This window comes from Alistipes ihumii AP11 (genome assembly GCF_025144665.1).
GTDB classification, from domain to species: domain Bacteria; phylum Bacteroidota; class Bacteroidia; order Bacteroidales; family Rikenellaceae; genus Alistipes_A; species Alistipes_A ihumii.
Genome location: NZ_CP102294.1, coordinates 157,915 through 177,143 on the forward strand (window position 1 = coordinate 157,915; position 19,229 = coordinate 177,143).

At 62.2% G+C, this 19,229-nt stretch carries 13 protein-coding genes and 1 other RNA gene; 2 read left to right on the top strand and 12 right to left on the bottom strand.

The window, feature by feature from the left end; all coding sequences use genetic code 11:
* Positions 1 to 30: 30 nt before the first annotated feature.
* From NQ491_RS00660 to NQ491_RS00690, 7 genes are all read right to left on the bottom strand, one after another.
* Entirely contained in the window at positions 31 to 1,233 is a 1,203-nt protein-coding gene (locus NQ491_RS00660; protein WP_019245296.1) for a THUMP-like domain-containing protein, read from the bottom strand.
* A gap of 24 nt (positions 1,234 to 1,257) precedes the next feature.
* Positions 1,258 to 2,808 (bottom strand): ComEC/Rec2 family competence protein, encoded by a 1,551-nt coding sequence (locus tag NQ491_RS00665; protein ID WP_019245295.1) that lies wholly within the window; start codon positions 2,806 to 2,808, stop codon positions 1,258 to 1,260.
* A gap of 427 nt (positions 2,809 to 3,235) precedes the next feature.
* Positions 3,236 to 4,768, bottom strand: coding sequence for a YifB family Mg chelatase-like AAA ATPase (locus NQ491_RS00670; RefSeq protein WP_019245293.1), 1,533 nt, complete (start codon positions 4,766 to 4,768; stop codon positions 3,236 to 3,238).
* A gap of 208 nt (positions 4,769 to 4,976) precedes the next feature.
* On the bottom strand, positions 4,977 to 7,448 hold the full coding sequence (locus NQ491_RS00675; protein ID WP_019245292.1) for an alpha-L-rhamnosidase C-terminal domain-containing protein: 2,472 nt from the start codon (positions 7,446 to 7,448) through the stop codon (positions 4,977 to 4,979).
* Between the two features lie 292 nt (positions 7,449 to 7,740).
* Positions 7,741 to 9,345 carry a replicative DNA helicase gene (dnaB, locus tag NQ491_RS00680; protein WP_019245290.1) on the bottom strand — a complete coding sequence of 535 codons (1,605 nt, stop codon included), beginning with the start codon at positions 9,343 to 9,345 and terminating at the stop codon, positions 7,741 to 7,743.
* A gap of 71 nt (positions 9,346 to 9,416) precedes the next feature.
* Entirely contained in the window at positions 9,417 to 11,162 is a 1,746-nt protein-coding gene (locus tag NQ491_RS00685; protein ID WP_019245289.1) for a YgiQ family radical SAM protein, read from the bottom strand.
* Between the two features lie 34 nt (positions 11,163 to 11,196).
* The gene (locus NQ491_RS00690) at positions 11,197 to 12,414 is read right to left on the bottom strand and encodes an S-adenosylmethionine:tRNA ribosyltransferase-isomerase (protein ID WP_019245288.1); all 1,218 of its coding nucleotides are present in this window, start codon (positions 12,412 to 12,414) and stop codon (positions 11,197 to 11,199) included.
* 116 nt (positions 12,415 to 12,530) lie between these two features.
* On the opposite strand from NQ491_RS00690, the gene NQ491_RS00695 reads away from it, so the two are divergent.
* A complete protein-coding gene (locus NQ491_RS00695; RefSeq protein WP_019245287.1) occupies positions 12,531 to 13,754 on the top strand; it encodes a metallophosphoesterase family protein in 1,224 nt (407 codons plus the stop codon).
* Between the two features lie 276 nt (positions 13,755 to 14,030).
* An RNA gene (gene rnpB / locus NQ491_RS00700) (RNase P RNA component class A) lies at positions 14,031 to 14,425 on the top strand.
* Positions 14,426 to 14,598: 173 nt separating this feature from the next.
* On the opposite strand, the gene NQ491_RS00705 is transcribed toward rnpB, so the two are convergent.
* The 5 genes from NQ491_RS00705 to NQ491_RS00725 all read right to left on the bottom strand — a co-directional run bounded on the left by NQ491_RS00705 (position 14,599) and on the right by NQ491_RS00725 (position 19,197).
* The gene (locus NQ491_RS00705) at positions 14,599 to 15,750 is read right to left on the bottom strand and encodes a TlpA disulfide reductase family protein (protein WP_019245286.1); all 1,152 of its coding nucleotides are present in this window, start codon (positions 15,748 to 15,750) and stop codon (positions 14,599 to 14,601) included.
* Positions 15,751 to 15,885: 135 nt separating this feature from the next.
* Complete coding sequence (gene bioC, locus NQ491_RS00710) at positions 15,886 to 16,647, bottom strand: malonyl-ACP O-methyltransferase BioC (protein WP_019245285.1); 762 nt, start codon at positions 16,645 to 16,647, stop codon at positions 15,886 to 15,888.
* A complete protein-coding gene (locus NQ491_RS00715) occupies positions 16,644 to 17,297 on the bottom strand; it encodes an alpha/beta fold hydrolase (RefSeq protein WP_019245284.1) in 654 nt (217 codons plus the stop codon). The genes bioC and NQ491_RS00715 overlap by 4 nt, the downstream gene beginning before the upstream one ends.
* Positions 17,279 to 18,400 (bottom strand): aminotransferase class I/II-fold pyridoxal phosphate-dependent enzyme, encoded by a 1,122-nt coding sequence (locus NQ491_RS00720; protein ID WP_019245283.1) that lies wholly within the window; start codon positions 18,398 to 18,400, stop codon positions 17,279 to 17,281. Before NQ491_RS00720 ends, NQ491_RS00715 begins: the two co-directional genes overlap by 19 nt.
* Positions 18,397 to 19,197, bottom strand: coding sequence for a 1,4-dihydroxy-6-naphthoate synthase (locus NQ491_RS00725; protein WP_019245282.1), 801 nt, complete (start codon positions 19,195 to 19,197; stop codon positions 18,397 to 18,399). The genes NQ491_RS00720 and NQ491_RS00725 overlap by 4 nt, the downstream gene beginning before the upstream one ends.
* Positions 19,198 to 19,229: the final 32 nt, after the last annotated feature.

Here is a 19,229-nt window from a genome sequence, read left to right on the forward strand (position 1 = left end):
CTATCGTTCTACAAATGTAATGAATTGTTCTCAAAGTTGCCTGTCCCTTTCGCGTCCTTCTTCCGACAGCATGACGGCGATCCGTCGTCCGTCCACTGTCGTGAAGGCCGCCATGCCGTTGCCGCCCTGCCGGATGCCGGTCGCCCGGGCGATTTGCTCGGCGTCGAGCGGAAAATCCCTTTTCAGCAGATTCAGCCGCTCGATTCCGCGTGCTTTGAACAGAGCTTTCAAAGCCTTGGGACGGTACGGCACGATCTCTTCGATCGGATACGCGTGTCCGAGAAAGTCGTCGGGCAAATGTCGTGCAAACCCGTAGCCGGTTTCCGAGGCGGCGAATGCGCCTGCCGATTGCAGGTAGCAGCGGGCCGCCCGGATTTTGTAGAGCGAGACGTCGGGAACGAGCAGATAGTCGTAAGGAGGGTCGAATCCGGCGTCCGGCTTTCCGTCTCGCAGCTGCTCCGGGCGAAAGGTCCGGGTGCCCCGGCCGATTGCCGTGGCTCGCAATAGACCGGGTCCTTCCGGCCGGTCCGTGCCGGGCAGATCGATCAGCAGCTCCTTGCACTCGCCGCGCAGCGACACGGCCTCGACCGACACCTCGCCTCCGAACAGGGCGAAAGCCTCGTCCGTATCGAACAGCGGGGATGCCTTGACGACTATCCGTCGGGCTATTTGCCGCAGGCGGGGCATCAGCGAACGGACGTCGGGCGAGCACTCCTCCAGCCGGACCAGCCGGCGGTTCGCCCCGTCCCGTCGGGCCGGATCGGCGTAAATCAGGTCGGCCGTTCCGGCGAATTCCGCGACGAACGTTTCCGCTGACGTGCAGATTACCTCGATATTGCGCGCTTCGAGCCGCTCGAAATTGTACCGGGCGACGAGCGCCAGTACCGGATCGCGCTCTAGAGAGACGACGCGCCGGAATCGTCGGGACAGCATCAGCGAGTCGACGCCCAGGCCGCAGGTCAGATCGATGCACAGTCCGCCTTCGTAAGTCTTCGCTTCGGCTGCCGCTTCGCTGCTGGCCTGCTCGAACGCCAGCGGCGGAATGATGCAGCGGGCCCGGTGATAGGAAGGCAGTTTCGTTTTGGCCCGTTGGAGGTATTTGATCTGCGTCGACAGCAGAGCGGCATGCGGCCCGAGGCGGAGGGCCGCCCGGGCCGGGTCTTCGTCGATATGCCGTTCGATGAGCTCCCGGGAAGAGTCTTGCGCCAGAATGTCGAGTTCCTGTTCTGTCATAAGGCAAATATCCGGTAAAAACGGCTAATGCGCAACTTTTCTCTTCCGAATGCGTCTCGTCGGGCCGTCCGTCCGTTTCTCTTCGCGCAGTTTGACCGCCACGGCCAGCATTCCCAGCAGGGCGTACGCAAGTACTACCGCCCATTCCGGAAGGACGATGCCCTCGATCGCGGCGGCGGGAGACGCGGCGGCATGCGCGACCATGCCGTTTTGAACGGTCAGGGCCGTTTCGACGATGCGGCTCAGAAATGGGTTCCACAGCGGTAGCGGACACAGCAGCCAGAGCAGCGAGGCTCCGATTACGACGAAAGCCGCGAAAATTACGACCGGATTGATTGCCAGCGAGACGAGCGGAACGTTTCCGAAGTGATAGGCTATCAGGGGCAGCGTGCCGATCTGGGCCGCCGCGCCGAGCAGCAGCGAACTGTACAGCGCGTCGAGCGCCCGGTGCCGGCTCAGACGCCTGCGGTAAAGGCGGGGATAGAAAAACAGGATCGACAGCACGGCGGCGAACGAGAGTTGAAAGCTTACGTCGGACAGATAGCTCGGCCGGACGGCCAGCATCAGCGTCGCCGTGCCGAGCACGACGTTGTAGCCGTTGCCGCTGACCGAGGCACCGAGCGCCGCTTGCGCGGCCGACAGCATCAGGGCCGAGCGGACGACCGACGGCGACAGTCCGGCCATAACGGCATAGGTCCATAGCGCGAGGATCGCCAGAACGTTCCGGATCAGATGGCCGTGCCGCAGCAGTACGACCCAGCCGAGCGCCAGATTGACGAGCAGCATCACGAATCCCATGTGCAGGCCCGATACGGCCAGTATGTGCGCCGTGCCCGTGCGGGCATAGGCGGCCCGCAGGTCCCGGTCCATGGTGCGTCTTTCGCCAGCGACCAGCGCGCAGACCATGCTCCGGTCGGTTTCCGACAGACGAAGCCGTGACAGCCGCTCGACCGCCGCCCGTTGGAACAGCGCGGCGCTCCGCATGGCCGTTCGCCCGTTGCCGTCCATGCGGGCTATCAGGTTTCCTCGGGTGACGTAGGCCCGTGCCGTCAGGCCCCGGCTTCGCATCAGGGCTCCATACCGGCTGCCGGAGGTGTCGATCGGGTTCAGATAGCCCGCGACGGCCATCTGCTCGCCTACGGAGACATGGAATCCCGTGTCGAACCGCAGTTCGATTTTCTCGTCGGTCGGCTGCCAGCGGGCTGGCGTCGTCCCTGCTTGTCTGCCGAAGCAGCGATACATTCCCGCCCGTGCGGTCGTGACGGCCCAGCGTCCGGAGAGGGACGGCGTCCGGTCGATTTCGACGATCATCGCCAGCCGCTCGTTTCGGGGCATCGGCCTTTTCGTCGAGGAGAGGTCGGCGAGCAGGAGACCCGTGCAGAACAGCGAAGCGTAGACGTAGGCGCGGCCTGCCGGAATTTTCCGCGTGAGCCAAGCTCCGGCGTAAATGGCGGCAGCGATCAGCGCGACGGCCCATAGCGGCGCGCTTGCGAACCGCTGGCAGGCGATGCCTGCTGCCAGAGGGGGCAGGATTCGGGCGAAAGGCGTGATCCGTATTTTGTCGTTCAGTAGCATGGGTGCGTTTTCGTCGGGCTTACCCGGTCGCTTCGGCCGGCTTTTATCCCGCGGCGTTCGGAAGAAGCGGTTTGTCGTGTATGGGTCTTGACGATCATTGTCCCTTGTCGTCGAACCCGATAAGCGCCGGAATCGGGATGACTCGGTGGCCCTGTTTTTACGTCCCGGCGGTCGCTGTCCGACATGAGAGCTCCGCTCGGAGGCCGGAACGTGCTATAGGCCGAAGCTTGGGTTTCTTACCCCTGACGCACCGGGAGACGGGGCGGCTCGCATGCGTATCTTTTCGGATACGGCGGATATTCCGTTTTCTTGTCGCTGCGTATGGCTTTGTTTATCGAGCCGGGTACGCCTTTGGATTGCATTGTCCGATCCGCGGGTCCTGCGGCTCGCGTCCGGGTGGCTCTTTCCGGCGTATCGGGAAGGAGCGTTATCTCGCCGATTCGCGGTCGAGACTGCGGTAGCGGATCGCTTCGGCGATGTGGGCCGGCGCGATCCGGGCCTCTCCGGCCAGATCGGCGATCGTTCGGGCTACTTTGACGATGCGGTCGTAAGCCCGGGCCGAAAGGTGCATGCGTTCCATGGCACGGCGCAGCATGGTTTCCGATTCGGCAGGCAGCGGACAGAATGCGCGGATTTGCTTGCTTCCCATCGAGGCGTTGCAATGAATCGGCAGTCCGGCGAATCGGGCCTGTTGCGCCGCCCGGGCCGCGATGACCCGGAGCCGGATCGTTGCGCTGCTCTCCTCGGGTCGCTCGCCGTAGAGTTCGGAAAAGCTGAGCGGCGAAACGTGCACGTGCAGGTCGATCCGGTCGAGCACCGGACCCGAGATGCGGTTCATGTACTGGTACACGGCGCTTTTCGAGCAGACGCATTCCCGCGAAGGGTGCCCGTAATATCCGCACGGGCAGGGATTCATCGCGGCTATGAGCATGAAGTCGGCCGGATATTCGACCGTGTATTTCGCCCGCGATACGGTCACGCGTCCTTCCTCCATCGGCTGGCGCAGCGTTTCGATCAGCGTGCGGCCGAACTCGGGCAGCTCGTCGAGAAACAGAACTCCGTTATGCGCGAGAGATATCTCTCCCGGCTGGGGCGTGCTTCCGCCGCCGATCAGCGCGACGCGCGAGGTCAGGTGGTGCGGGGATCGGAACGGGCGTTGTCCGATCAGTCCGCTGCCTGCTCCGATGCGTCCGGCCACCGAGTGGATTTTCGTCGTCTCGAGCGCCTCGTCGAGCGTCATCGGCGGCATGATCGACGGCAGCCGCCGGGCGAGCATCGTTTTGCCCGAGCCCGGAGAACCGATCATCAGCACGTTGTGGCCTCCGGCCGCGGCGATTTCGAGCGCTCGCTTGGCGACCCGCTGTCCCTTGACGTCGCTGAAATCGGCTTCGTAGGCTCCGCCCTGCTGCCGGAGAAGCGCTTGCGTATCGGCTTGCACGGGCTCGAGTTCCCGGTCTCCGCGCAGAAAGTCGACGACTTCCCTCAGGTGGGATATGCCATAGACGTCGATCGACGACACGACGGCCGCTTCCGGGGCGTTTTGCCGGGGCAGGATCACGCCCGCGAATCCCTTGTCGCGGGCCGCGAGAGCCATCGGCAGGGCTCCTCGCACGGGCAGCACCGAGCCGTCGAGCGACAGCTCGCCCATCACGATATACCGCGAGAGCCTTTCGGCGGGCAGTTGCTCGGTCGCGGCCAGAATACCCAGCGCAATGGTCAGGTCGTAGGCCGATCCCTCCTTGCGGATGTCGGCCGGCGAAAGGTTGACGACGACTTTCTTGCCGCTCATTTTGTACGAGCAGTTCTCGAATGCGGCCCGGATGCGTTCCTGACTTTCTCGGACCGCGTTATCGGGCAGGCCGACCAGATACATGCCGATGCCGGCCGTGATATTGACCTCTGCGGCGATCGGCAGCGCGTCGATACCGAGCACCGCGCTGCCATGGCTTTTGACGAACATACGGGTGAAATGATTTGTGATACATCGTTGGGTATATGCGATTTGCTACAGGTAAAGATACGAGAGTTTGCCGAAAATAGCAAGTGGCCTGCCGCGCTTGTCGCCCAGTCGTGGCGCGGCAGGCCTTGATCCGTCCGGCATTGCCGGTTTCGGGCCGTTCATAGAACTCTTCCGAATGCGACCTCGCGGATGGTATGCCGGTCGGCGATCAGTCGAAGAACAGCGCGCAGAGCGATGCGTTCGTTCCCCGCACCTGATTGATCCTCAGCCGTACGGAGCCTTCGAGCGACAGGACGACGTACCGTCCTTCGCGATAGTCCCGGACGATCTGGACGGGCATCAGCAGCCGTTTGTCGTCCAGATCGAATACTTCTACCGCCGACCGGCGACCCGTCTTTTCCCAATCGACGAAATAGAGCGCCAGCCGGTACGGTCCGTCGTGCTTGTTGCGGATATCGACGGTCATGGTTTGGTTGCACGGAGCCGGATCGAGCGTGACGACCGTGCCCGCGTTCCGCGTTCCGCTTCCGTCTTCCGATACCGGGGCCCGGCGGTCGTCCGTTCGCGTCGCGATATGCAGCCCGCCCGTTTTGGCGAAGCGGATCGAGTCGGTGAATTCGGGCAGTCGGATTCGGTGGGAACCGTCCGGTTCGTAGTGGCAGAAGACGTAACCCTTGCTTCCGTATCGGCCCGGCCAGTCGCCCCGCGTCGTCGAGTCCTGCACGGCGGGTTGCGGGCAGGCGTACAGGAAAGGCTCTTTCCGGGGGCGGCGCAACTTGCCGGAATACGCGGCGCGGATCTCGTATTCGCCGGGCCGTATCCCGTGATAGTATACGAACAGCGAGTCCTCGGTGCGCTTGTCGGACGCCTGCTCGGCGGGCCGTTTGCCCAGCAGCACCGAGCGGACCGTTCGGCCCGACTTCGGAATCCCGACCGTAGCCCGTGTCCCGTCCGGGACTACGAGGCGTCCCCTGCCCGTTTTCAGATCGAAGGAGTAGCGGACGGTTCCGTGCGGAGTCGGCATGCTGCCGCGGACCGAATGCACGTCGGGCGTAAGGTGCGGAGCGGCGAGAAAGCTTCCGAATCCCGGCGAAAGGGGCCTGATGCCGAGAATTTCCTCGGACAGCCATTTCGTGACGCCGGCGCTCCACGGATGAGTCAGGCTCGTATAGCCGCATTGGTTGTTGACCGGCGCGCCGTTCGGAGCGAGCGACTCGTTCCACGACGGGCGATACACTTCGAAAAACGTGGTCCCGCCGTATCGCAACTGGCCGCCCCAGCAGTCGTCGATCGTCGTCAGCGCTTCGGCATGCCGTCCCATGCGGGCCATCGCCTGAATGACGAAGTATTGGTTGAACGGAGAGTAGGAAAGGCGCTGCTGCCGGTCCGAGAAGGCGTTTTGCCACAGGCGCTGCTGCTCGGCGGGCGTGGTGAAGCCGGCGTTCACGGCATCCGACGCCGCGAAAAGGCCGAACGATCCGAACGGATCGGGATGCTCCCGCAGCTCCCGGCTTTTCTGTTCGACGTAAGCGGCGTACTTCTCGGCGATGTCGGCGTAGCCTGCGGCCCCTGCGGCCCGACTGAATTCGTTCCACGCGCGCAGCGACAGCATCTTATACGCATTCTGGGACTCCGGGCAGTTCGGATTCTCGAATCCGGCTCCGAGCCGTTCGTCCCAGCCGAAAAATTGTAGGTCGGGACTCTTGCCGTAATGCTCGTAGGCGATGTCCAGTTTGTTGCAGGCGTTTTCTTTCAGCTGGTCGAACGTCTGCCGGTCTCCCGTATAGTCGAAATAGTCGACCAGGCTCAGGACCCAGTAAAGCGAGTAGCCCGCGATGCCGTTGAACTGGGTCGAGGTGTAGAAGAGGTTTTGCTTTACGAAATCGTAGTTTCCGAAGGCCACCATGGAGGCTGCCTGCGACGGGTGGGCGTCGCCCGTCCATGAGTGCCGGTCGCTGCGCTCCATCAGGATGGCGCCGAAGTAGTCCTTGAGCAGGTTCAGCTTGACGGTGTAGGCTCCGGTGTACCAGATGCGGGTCAGCGAGGGATCGTTGCAGGCGAAGCTGCCCTCGTAGTTCGTCGGCTTGATCTGGCATGTCAGGCGGATCGCAGAGATCGTGAACGGGCGATCTGCCGACCGGACATGAATCCACCCGTAGCGGACGCCCTCGTAGAGCTCGTCGTTCAGTCTCAGCAGATAGGTATTTCCGTCCTGACGCTCGGCGGCGGCCGTTTTGACGGGATGCTGGGCGCCGGCGTTCAGCACGGCCGGCTCGGTATATTCGCTGATACTCATCTCGACTTCTCCGGCCAGGTCGTCGGAGTCGAATGCGAGCCATCCGGCGTTCACTTGTCCGAAATCGAGCATCAGGGTGCAAGGCTCGTCGATCCGGATCGGCCGGCCGGGCCGGATGCTCCGCGTTTTGCCGGATGCCGTCCGCATCTCGATCGACAGGGGGTGCAGCTCGTAATGCTCCAGATCGTCGGAAGCCAGCGGACGTTCCCAGCGGTATGCGACGAGCGGATCGGGAGACTCGGGAACTTTTTCTCCGCAGAACGAACCCCGAACGGGGACGCAAAGCCCCGCTGCGTCCGGACTCGGAGAGGCTCCGTAGCCCGAATCGTTCGGCGAGAGCGCGGCGAATGCCAGCAGCGAGGTCAAAACGAAGGTTCTTTTCATGGTCGGGTCAGGTTTGATAGGTTAGAGGGTTCATTAATAAACGCAGCGGACGATTTTCCCGCAATGCATCCGGTTTTTCTCCGGCGATCGTTCCGATCGGTTCGTCGACCGATAGCGTGCGGTCTCGACGGCTTGGCGTTGTGCAGAGACGACCGGAACGAGCCGTTCGAGCCTGGATAAATCCGGGGGAGCGGTCGGAATTGAATCCGCTGCGGCTGAGTTTCACGCTCTGCGCGGACTCCGGCTTTCATGGCCGGTTTCCCGTCGACTCGCCGGAAACGAGCGAGGAAGATTAGAACGGCGAGCCCTCGTCGTCGGGAGGCGCCGCGCCGAACGTGCCTCCCAGTCCGCCCGGGCCGCTTCCCGAGCCGGACGGAATGCCGAATTCGCCGTAGCCGCCGAAGTCGTTGATCTTGTCGAGCGAGCCGGCTCCGCCTCCTATGGCCGAGCCGAATTCGGTGTTCATGCTGCTGTCCATCGCGCTGTAGCCTTCGCCCGAGAGGTCGTCGTAGTCCATGAACTTGGCCTGCTCCTTCCGGAAACGCAGCTTGATCGTATCGACGGCTCCGTTACGGTGCTTCGCGACGATGATCTCGGCCATGCCCTGCGTGGGCGCGCCGTCCTCGTCCACGGTCAGCCCGTAGTATTCGGGGCGGTGGATGAACGCTACCAGGTCGGCGTCCTGCTCGATGGCTCCCGATTCGCGCAGGTCCGAGAGCTGCGGACGCTTGTTGCCGCCCCGCGACTCGACCGATCGGTTGAGCTGCGAGAGGGCGATGATCGGGATGTTGAGCTCCTTGGCGATCGCCTTCAGCGATCGCGAGATCATCGCCACTTCCTGTTCGCGGTTGCCGCGCGAGTCGGTCTGGGCCGTCATCAGCTGCAGGTAGTCGATGATGACCAGTTGGATATCGTACTGCGTCTTGAGCCGCCGCGCTTTCGAGCGGAACTCGTAGATCGACAGCGCCGGAGTGTCGTCGATGAACAGCGGAGCCGCGGCCAGCGGCTTGATCGACGTTTCGAGGTGCTTCCACTGGTCGGGCGTCAGCTGGCCGTTGCGCACGTCGCGCGAGTCGAGGCCACTCTCGCCGACGATCAGGCGCATCATCAACTGCTCGGCGCTCATTTCGAGCGAGAAGAATGCGACGCCTTTCTCGAAATCGACCGCCACGTTGCGCGCCAGCGACAGCACGAAGGCCGTCTTGCCCATCGACGGACGCGCCGCGATGATAATCAGATCCGACGGCTGCCAGCCGAGCGTCAGCCGGTCGAGGTGAGTGAACCCGGTCGGCACGCCGCTGAATCCGCCTTCGCGCTTCGACGCCTCCTCGATTACCTGAAGCGTTTTGGTAATGATGTCGCGCGACTTCTGCACGTCGCGCTTGACGTGTCCTTCCGACACCTTGAATATCTCGCCTTCGGCCAGGTCGATCAGGTCCGTGACGTCCATCGACTCGTCGTAGGCTTTTTTCTGTATTTCGGTCGCCGCGCGGATCAGTTCGCGCTGGACATACTTCTGCGCGATGATTTTGCTATGGAACTCGATGTGGGCGGCCGAGCCGACCTTCTGGGTCAGTTGCGCCAGGTAGGACGCGCCTCCGACCGAGGTCAGCTTGCGGGTCTGCCTGAGCTTCTCGCTGACGGTGTACAGGTCGATCGGCTTGAGCTCCATCGACAAGTCCATGATCGCCTTGTAGATCGTCTGGTGCGCTTCCTTGTAGAACGCCTCGGGCGTCAGGACGCCCTGAATCTCGATGATCGCGTCCTTCTCGAGCATCAGCGCGCCGAGTACCGCTTCTTCCAGCTCGATCGCCTGAGGGGGAATCAGCGCGCCCTGATCGGTCAGCGCGGCGGCTGCCGCGGCGTTGTTTTCGTTCGGGTTGTACCGTTTGGCCATTTTCGTATCTTGTGCGGTGAGAGGGTAAAGATAGCGATTTTGGCGCTTGCGGCGCGGGCGGGTCCGTAAAATTATTTTTTCCTGCGGTCTTTCTGCCACTCGAAGAAATAGCTTTTCTGCCGCCGCTTCTCCTCTTGGGAGCGCGCCACGTAGACTTTCTCTCCGGTGTAGGGATTCTCGCCCGTGTAGAACATCACCGACGAGAGAGTCATCGGCGTGGGGGTCAGGTCCTGCACCTGCTCCAGCCGGAAGTGCAGGCGCCGGGTCTCGTCGCTCAGGCGGCGCATGTCCCTTTCGGTGCATCCCGGATGGCTCGATATGAAGTAGGGGATCAGTTGGTAGTTGAGGCCCTCTTCGCGGCATATCCGGCCGAATCGCTCGTTCAGCGTTCGGAAAAGCGCGAACGAGGGTTTGCGCATCAGCTTCAGCACGCCGTCCTCGGTATGCTCGGGAGCGACTTTCAGTCGTCCCGACACATGGCGGCGAATCACCTCGCGCAGATATTCCCAGTCGTCTTTCTCGAACAGGTCGTATCGGATGCCGCTGCCGATGAACGACTTTTTGATGCCCGGCACGCGGTCTACCCGGCGGTAGAGCTCGATCAGCGGACGGTGGTCGTTGCGCAGGTTGCGGCAGGGGGCGGGAAACAGGCAGGACGGGCGGCTGCACCGCCGGCAGAGCGCCTCGTTGCGTCCTCCCATCCGGTACATGTTGGCCGACGGGCCGCCCAGATCGGACAGGTAGCCCTTGAATCCGGGCATGGCGGTGATCGCGCGGACCTCGTCCAGAACGGACCGCTCGCTGCGGCTCGACACGAACTTGCCCTGATGGGCCGAAATCGTACAGAAACTGCACCCTCCGAAACAGCCCCGGTGCAGGTTGACCGAGAACTTGATCATTTCGTATGCCGGGATGTCGCCTTTGCCGTTGTAACGCGGATGCGGCAGCCGGGTGTAGGGCAGTGCGAAGCTGCGGTCCAGTTCCTGCTCCGACAGTTTGGGGTAGGGCGGGTTGACGACTACGAAACGGCCCTCCGTCTCTTCGACGAGCGTGCGGGCTTCCATGCGGTTCGACTCGGTTTCGATGCGCCGGAAGTTTTCGCCGAAGGCGCGCTTGTCTTTCAGGCATCGCTCGAACGGGTAGAGCCTCAGCGGCTCGTCGCCCAGCGAGTCGGCATATTTCCGGTCGGCCACGAAAGCGACTTGAGGCAGCTTCTTGAGCAGATGCATGTTGAAACCGTTGCGCGCGGCTCGGGCGATTTCCGGCATCACCCGGTCGCCCATGCCGTAGGCCAGCAGGTCGGCTCCGCTGTCGATAAGGATCGACGGCTTCAGCGAGTCGCTCCAGTAATCGTAGTGCGTGAGCCTCCGCAGCGAGGCCTCGATGCCGCCGAGCACGACCGGCGTGTCGGGGAACAGCCGCTTCAGGATGCGCGTGTAGACCGTGGCCGCATAGTCGGGCCGGAATCCAGCTTGTCCTCCTGCGGTGTAGGCGTCGTCGCTGCGCAGCCTTTTGTTGGCCGTGTAATGGTTGACCATCGAGTCCATGTTGCCTGCCGATACGCCGAAGAACAGCCTCGGGCGTCCCAGCTTGCGGAAATCGCGCAGGTCGTCTCGCCAGTTGGGCTGCGGCACGATCGCCACGCGCAGGCCCTCGGCCTCCAGCAGGCGGCCGACCACGGCCGGACCGAACGACGGATGATCGACATAGGCGTCGCCCGTGAACAGAATGACGTCCAGCGTGTCCCATCCGCGTGCGCGGACTTCCTTGACGGACGTGGGCAGCCAGTCGGACGGCTTGTATGCGTTTTCTTTCATGGCCTCGTCGGATTCCGGTTCGTTTGTCTTGCTTCTATTGCCCGTTCTGTCTGAAAAGCAGCGAGCTGTCGCCGTAACTCAGGAAACGGAAATCATGGGCGAGCGCATAGTCGTAGACTTCTTTCCACCGTTCGCCGATGAATGCCGATACGAGCAACAGCAGCGTGCTCTGCGGTTGGTGAAAGTTCGTGATCAGGCTGCTCGCGACGCGGAAGCGATAGCCCGGTACGATCATGATCTGCGTCGAGGCTTTCAGCTTTTGCAGCCGGGCGTGTCCCATGTACCCGGCCAACGCCTCGAGCGACTCGCGCCCTCCGATCCGCTCGGGCATGTCGTAGATTTCCCATTGGCCGACACTCCTGCGCTCGTCGGGCGTTCCGTCGAGCAGAACCCGGCAACCGAGCGCCGCGAGCGATTCGAGCGTGCGCATGCTCGTCGTGCCGACGGCCGTGATGCGGTCGATATGCTCGAGGATGCCTTGCAACGCGTCGAGCGTGATTTCGAAGTGTTCGGTGTGCATCGGGTGCTCGGCCGCGTTGCCGGCCTTTACGGGCAGGAACGTGCCCGCGCCGACATGCAGGGTCACTTCGGCTGTCGGATGGCCTTCGGCCCGGAGTCGTCCGATCACCTCCGGCGTGAAATGCAGCCCGGCCGTCGGAGCGGCGACCGATCCCTCGAACCGGGAGTAGACCGTCTGGTAGCGGCTGTTGTCCAGCTCCTCGCTCTCGCGGCAGAGGTAAGGCGGGATCGGAATCCGTCCGAGCTCCTCGAGCAGTTGCCCGAACGCGAGCGGCGCGTCCCAGACGAACTCGACGATCTGATGCCCGCCGCCGTCCCCGGTTCGGGTCGCTTCGAGCCGGTAGGTCCGTCCGCCGAGCCCGAATGCGATCTGCAGCGGTCCGTCTTTCCATTTTTTCAGATTGCCGACGATGCATTGCCAGCGGCAGCGGCCGTGCGCGGCAAAGGCGCGCTCGTAATCGGCGGGGGCGTGCGGCTCGAGACAGAATATTTCGATGCGCGCGCCGGTCGCCTTGTGGAAAATCAGCCGGGCTCGGATCACTTTCGTGTTGTTGAATACGAGCATCGAACCCTCGGGCAGAAACCGCCCGATCCGCTCGAAGCGGTCCTCGGCGATGCGGCCGTCGCGGCAGACGAGCAGCTTCGACTGCTCGCGCCGCTCGAGCGGAAATTTGGCGATGCGCCCTTCGGGCAGCGGGTAGTCGTAGTCGGATATGCGGATGTTGCGTTCCATGGGCAGTCCGGATGACCGGAATTTTACTGCAAAGGAAATAAAAACGGACGGTTTGTCCTCGTCCGTTTCCGAATAATTCTTAAATTTGAACGATCAACCTCTTAATCCTTCGCACGATGAAAAAAATCCGAATCTTCGCCTTGGCGTCTTTTCTTCTGACTGTTTCCGTTGCGGCCGCCGCTCCCTACGGTTTCAGCCACGGCCCCTATTTGCAGGAACTGACGCCTACGGGCGTGACTTTCGTGTTCACCACTTCCGACAAGGGCTTTTCTTGGGTCGAGCTCCGTTCGCCCGAAGGGGAGATAACCCGCCATTATGCAGTTAAGGACGGGCTTAGGGATGCTTACAACACGTTCTGTACGATCCGGACCGACTCGCTGCGGCCGGCGACGGCTTACGACTATCGTCTCTGCTCGAAGCGGATCGACGACTTCCAACCCTATCGGGTAACCTTCGGCGACAGCATCGTCTCGCGCTGGTACGCTTTCCGTACGCCCGATCCTCGTTCCGAGGAGTGTTCGTTCATCGCTCTGAGCGACATGCACGGCGACTCGGCCAAACTCGCCCGCCTGCTCGCCTTGGCCGGCGTCGAAAGCGCCGATCGGATTTTCTATGTGGGCGACATGATGAACTACTACGACGACGAGGCGGTTCCGTTCCGCGGTTTCATCGACAAGAGCGTCGAACTGTTCGCTTCCGAGCGGCCTTTCGTGCTCGTGCGCGGCAATCATGAGACGCGCGGCAATAAGGCGCGCGAGTACGCTCGTTATGCTCCGAGCACGAACGGGACTTTCTACGGCGCGTTCCGCGAGGGCGACGTGATGTTCGTCGTACTGGACTGCGGCGAAGACAAGCCCGACGACTTTCCCGTCTATGCCGGTCTGAACGATTTCGATTCCTACCGGAGTGAGCAGGCCCGCTGGTTCGCCGAGCTGATCCGTTCCAAGGAGTACCGTACGGCCCGCTGGCATGTGGTGATGAACCATTTTCCGCCCGTTTCCCGCATGGATCCCGATCATCCCGAGCGGCACGGCGTGCAGCAGATCACCGACGAGTTCCTGCCGCTTTTCAACCGCGCCTCGATCGATCTGATGGTTTCGGGACATACGCACCGCTACGAGCTGATACAGCCTACGGAGGAGAAGCTGCGCGTTCCGATGATCGTCGATGCGCCCGAAAAGCCTTTCGATGCGCCGCCCTCGGCCGGAGACATTCTTTTCCCCGTGATCGTCAACGGTACGGGGACCGTCGTGCGGGTCGACGTCTCGGGACGCACGATGCGTGTCCGGGCGCTCGATCTGCAAGGTAAGACGCTCGCCGAGTTCGAGCTGCGGAAATAACCCGTCCGGCACCTGCGCGTCCGAAATGCTCGCGACAGACAGAGCGGCGTTTGTATTCCGTTCGATATGCCGTCGTAATGGCAGTTTGCAGAATCGTTGCCGGTGCGGCAGAGGGGTTTCCGTATTGCCCGACTCGGGGACGATTGTGCCCGAGAGAGCTGCAAAGCCTAAGTACGATTGCTTTTGGGAAACCCGAATTTCCAAAGGAAATATTTTCGGCCGACGGCCGGATAATTTGGCGCAGGTCCGCAGGAATGATTACCTTTGCCGTCGGCATAGCAGGGAGGCTCTACCGCTGCTCCCGAAAAGCGGAATTCAGACCTATTCGTGAAACGGGAGGGGAGGAAAGTCCGGGCAACGCAGAGCGCCGCGCTTCCTAACGGGAAGATCCTCGCGAGGGGATAGCAGCGTAACAGAGAACGACCGCCGTCCCGAATGGGACGGTAAGGGTGAAAAGGCGGGGTAAGAGCCCACCGCGGAAGTGGCGACACGTTCCGGCCAGTACGTCTCGCGGGTTGCAAGACCATGTATACCGGCAGTTGTAGGGTTGCTCGCCCGATGTCGGGGGGTAGGTTGCTGACGAGCCGTGCGGGTGACCGCCGGCCTAGATAAATGGTAGAGGCCCCTCGAAAGAGAGGGTACAGAACCCGGCTTATACGCCCTGCTATGCTTTTTTCTTAAGATACATCGGCGATTCGGCCTGTACGTTGTCCGAATCCTCCGTCGGTCGGCGCGGAAAGGGGCATGCGAGGCCGGACCGGCGTCCTGAAAATGTCACGGTTCCCGTGCGTTTCGTAATCAGGTCTGGAAGTTGTCCTGCGGCAGCTTCCGGACCTTTCCCGTTTCAATCGGATAGGTATGTTTTCAGCCGTTGCTCGAGGAGCCCTTGCCCGTATCCGGCCCACGAGTCGAGGACGATGCCTGCGGGAGAGATGATTACCTGATGCGGGATGCCGTTGACCCCGTACCGGGCGCTGACGGCCGGATCGTTCGAGGCGTTGAGGTTGACCCATGTGATGCCGTGCTCCTCGGAGGCCGTTTGCCACAGGTCTTTCGGATCGGAGGTGATGCTGATAACGGTCAGCCTGTCCCGGTACGATTCGGATGCGGCTTTCAATTCCGGCAGCGACAAGAGGCAGGGACCGCATCCGAAAGACCAAAAGTCGAGCAAAACGTATTTGCCCAGATATTCCGATAGCCGGTGCGTTTCCCCGTTCGAATCGACCAACTCTGCATCGGCCATCCGGTCGCCCGTACGGACCTTTGCCGGCGGATGGAGGGTTGAGTGCATTTCCTTGCCTGCCTGGGATCGCTTGATTTCTTCCGGCAGCCGGTCGTATTGAATCTCGGCCCGTTCTCTCAGGCCGGCGAAGGCTTCGTAATGGCGTATCATCAGGCAGATGCCGCTCAGCTCGTCCGTGAAAACGGGCGAGTCGGGTTCCGAGCGGTCGAGCTGTTCGAGCGTCTTGTCGTAGATCAGATATTGCAGACTGTCTTCCGTATGCTTCAGCGCTTGCCTTTTATCGGCGATGCTGTCTGCCGAGACACCGTGCGTATTCGACAGTTTGCGGTATTCCATGGAAATTTGCTGCAATTTTTCGTATTCCTTTTTGGCGGCCTGTTTGTATCGTTCGGCTTCCCTCTGTTCGGGGATTCGGCTTTTCACGCTCCATGTGCGCTTGTAGTTGTTGTCTCCCGTGATGACGGCTTTCTCTCCGGGGGCCGACCACAGGGGCAGGAACATGTCCGACACATCGTCGGAAAAGGTGAGGATGGCGAGCCGGCCCTTGCCCGTAGCGGGATAGCGGAAAGAGAAGCGGCCGTTCGTGGCATGGGCCGTGTCGACGGGGATCAGCATTTCGCCTTCGAATCGTGTCAGGATCAGTCGGGTACTGTCTTTCAGCGTGGGGACATATCCTTCGACGAGGAACGCGTTTTCCGGTACGCCGCAGCCGGCTGCCAGAATCGCCGAAATCAGAAACGCTGCTTTTTTCATGGGCGGATGCGATTTATGACCAAGATAGCGATTTTTCCTGAAATCCGGCTATTTATGTATTTTAACAGGGGGCCGAAGCCGTCGGCTTCTATCTCCCGGCGGCGGACGAGCCGGCCGTTCCGAAAAGCGGCCGGCTCAAAGCTTTTCGGCGATCAGCAGTACCGGGTGATAGGTCAGCGTGACCTGTCCCTCGGCGTTCCGGAAGCCGTTGCGGTATCGGGTCTCGAAATCGCTCAGCTCCCGCTTTGTCCAGCGTGCGTGCCGGATCGAGTTGACGCCTGTCGCACGGATGTGCCTCAATACGTCGAGGGGCGTGTCGAACGCGAGGCTTCGCGTGTATTCGAGCGTCTCGAGCGTCAGGAACCCGGCCGACTCGAACAGTTCTTGCAGTTGTTCCCGGGTGTAATAGTCCAGACCTTCGTCCGTCACGGCCTTGATTTCCCGGAAGTTTTCGGGCCCGAACGTGCTCAGCACGATATATCCTCCCGTTTCGAGCAGATTCCCCGCTTTCCGTGCGAAGCGCGGCAGATCGTCGAACCACTGAACGGCCGAGGCCGAAGCGATCAGATCCAACCTGTCGGGCAGGGCGATCGTTTCGGCGTCTCCCCACAGATAGCGTACGTCGTGTCCGGCCGCGTAGGGCTCGAGAAAATCGGCCGATTGTTCGACCAGATCGTTGATCGTCCACAGCGCATGTGGATAAAGCTCGAGCATGCGGCGCGTCAGGAATCCGGTTCCGGACCCGATCTCGAGTGCGCTGTCGACCGGACGGGTGCAGTTGCGGCCGGTCATTTCGGCCAGCTGGCCGCATATGGCGTCTTGCACGACGGCCAGCGAGTCGTAGTCGCGCAGTCTGGCCGAAAAACGGCTTTTGAGCAGTTGTTTGTCGGTTGTCATGGTTCGTTGCTTTTCAACAGTTTTTCCATTGCGGTCCGGTCACCGAAAGGGTAGTGCGGCATGTCGGGTACGGGGATGGCCAGTTCTTTCCAGTAAGCGGCCATATGGGCCGGAGGAAATATCCTGTCGGCGCCTCCTACGACGGCCGCGCTCCATTCGATGTTCGGGCGGTACGGTTCGGCGGCGGCTTCGCTCAACGCGTCGAGCTCGTCGCACAGTTCTTCGAGCGGACGGGTGTGCAGCGTTTCCGACAACCGATCATAATACGTGCCGTAGGCGCGGCGGTCGAACAGGTCGGTTCCCGTCCGGCGGATGCCTTGCCGCGTTACGGCCATCGCCTGCGGCGGAATGCCGTAGCGGGCGTCGACCGGAAGCGGAGTGCCGTTGAGGGCCACGGCACGGCGAAACGGAATGTCCCGGCAAACCTGCTCGGCTACCCATACGCCGAACGACCAGGCCAGCAACGTGATCTGTCCATAGGAGGCCGTATCGGCTGCCGCGAGCGGCTCCAGCGTCCGGTAGTCGTACAGGACCAGCACGTCGTACCCCTCGGTCGGAATGTTTTGTACCAGCCGGGGCTCCGAGGCCCAGCCGAGGGCGACGACGATCAGATCGGGCGCGCCGATGCGCTTCAGCCAATGTTTTTGCATGCTTCGACGAATTGGAGGATATCTGCTCGTTCGAGTGCCGCGCTGAGCGACACCCGAATCCGGGCTGTACCTTTGGGCACGGTCGGGTAGCGGATCGGCACGACCCAAAAGCCCGCCTCGCGCAAGCGGCGGCTCATCTCGATGGCCCGGGCGTTCTCGCCGGCCATGATCGGAATGATGTGCGTATGCCGGTCGTCGCCCGTGATCGTGCGCGCGTATTCGCGGAGCCGCTCGCGCCGGTCGTCCATCGAAGGCAATGCGCGCACGACGTGCTCGGACCACCGCAGCGAGATCGGCGGCAGCGCGGTCGAAAAGATCAGCGTCCGCATCCGGTTGACCAGCAAGTCGCGTGTCAGCGGGTCCGTGATGACGAAGGCTCCCTGCGACGCTATGGCTTTGCCGAGCGTCGCGATGCGGATGTCGCAGGCGTCCTCGACGCTTTCCTGAGCGGCCAGTCCCCGGCCGCCGGGGCCATAGGCGCCGAATGCGTGCGCCTCGTCCACATATAGCTTGCAGCGGTACTTGTCTTTGAGCTCCGCGAGCTTGCGGAGCGGGGCGCAGTCGCCGTCCATGCTGAAAATCGACTCGGTGACGATCCATACGTTCCGATAGGCGTCGCGGTGTCTGGCCAGCAGGCATTCCAGATGTTCCGTGTCGTTGTGCCTGAACCGCCGCCACTCGGCTTCGCCGAGCCGCAGTCCGTCGATCAGGCTCGCATGGACGAGCTTGTCGGCCAGAATCAGGTCGCCCTTGCCCGTCAGAGCCGGCAGGACGCCCGCGTTGACCAGATAGCCCGATCCCGCGACCAGCGTCGAGCGGCCGCCGAAGAGTTCCGACAAGGCCGACTCGAGTCGCGCATAGTCGGAACTGTTGCCGGTGACGAGCCGCGACGAGGGGTTGCTCAGCAGAAAAGCCCCGTCGTCGGGCTGCCGTTGCATGAATTTCCGGTCGGCGTCGCTGCAGGCGAGTCCCAGATAGTCGTTCGACGACAGGTTCAGGTATCGCTTGCCGTCGCAGACGACGTATTTTCCTCGGATTTCTATCCTCGGCAGTTCTCTCAGGTTGTCTTCGGCCCGGAGCCGTTCGAGCGTTTCCCGTATCATAGGAATGCCTCCTCGTTTTCGAGTTCCAGCAGCCGCACGACGGCCCGGCGGCCTTCCTCGCCCAGATCGGCCGAATGGCGGTTCACGAACAGCTCGATATGGCTTTTCGTCACCTCCTCGCTCAGTTCTTGGGCATGGCTGCGCACGAAGCCGGCCGATGCTTCGGGATGAGCAAAGGCGTATTCCACGCTGCGGCGCAGTACGCGCTCGACCGTCCGGGCCAGTTGCTCGTCCAGTCGGCGCGAAACGACGATGGCTCCGAGCGGCAACGGCAGCGAAGTGCGTTTCTCCCACTCCTCTCCCAGATCGGCTACGAGCCGCAATCCCTTCCCGCGGTACGTGAATCGGCCTTCGTGGATCAGTACGCCGGCGTCGCATTCGTCGCTCAGAACGGCGTCGGCGATATCGGAGAACAGGTAAACCCGTTTGTCGGACGCTTCGGGGAAAAACAGCGACAACAGCCGGTTTGCGGTCGTGTGCTCGCCCGGGATCGCGATGCGGGCGTCGCGCAGTTCGTCCGGGTAGAGCTTGTGCCGGCTGACCAGCAGTGGCCCGTTGCCCCGACCGAGCGCGCTTCCGCTGCCGAGTATCCGGTAGCGGTCCGCGACGAGGGGGAAGCTCGCGTAGCTCAGTTTCGTTATGTCGGGCTCTCCGGCGAGCGCCGCGGCGTTGAGCTGCTCGATGTCGGCCATGGTCAGATCGAAGTCGAGTCCTTCGGTGTCGATCCGCCGGTGAAGCATCGCGTCGAACATGAACGTGTCGTTCGGACAGGTCGATATGCTCAGTTTGAGTTTCATGCTTTTCGTTTATTGCGTTTCTATGCGCTTTG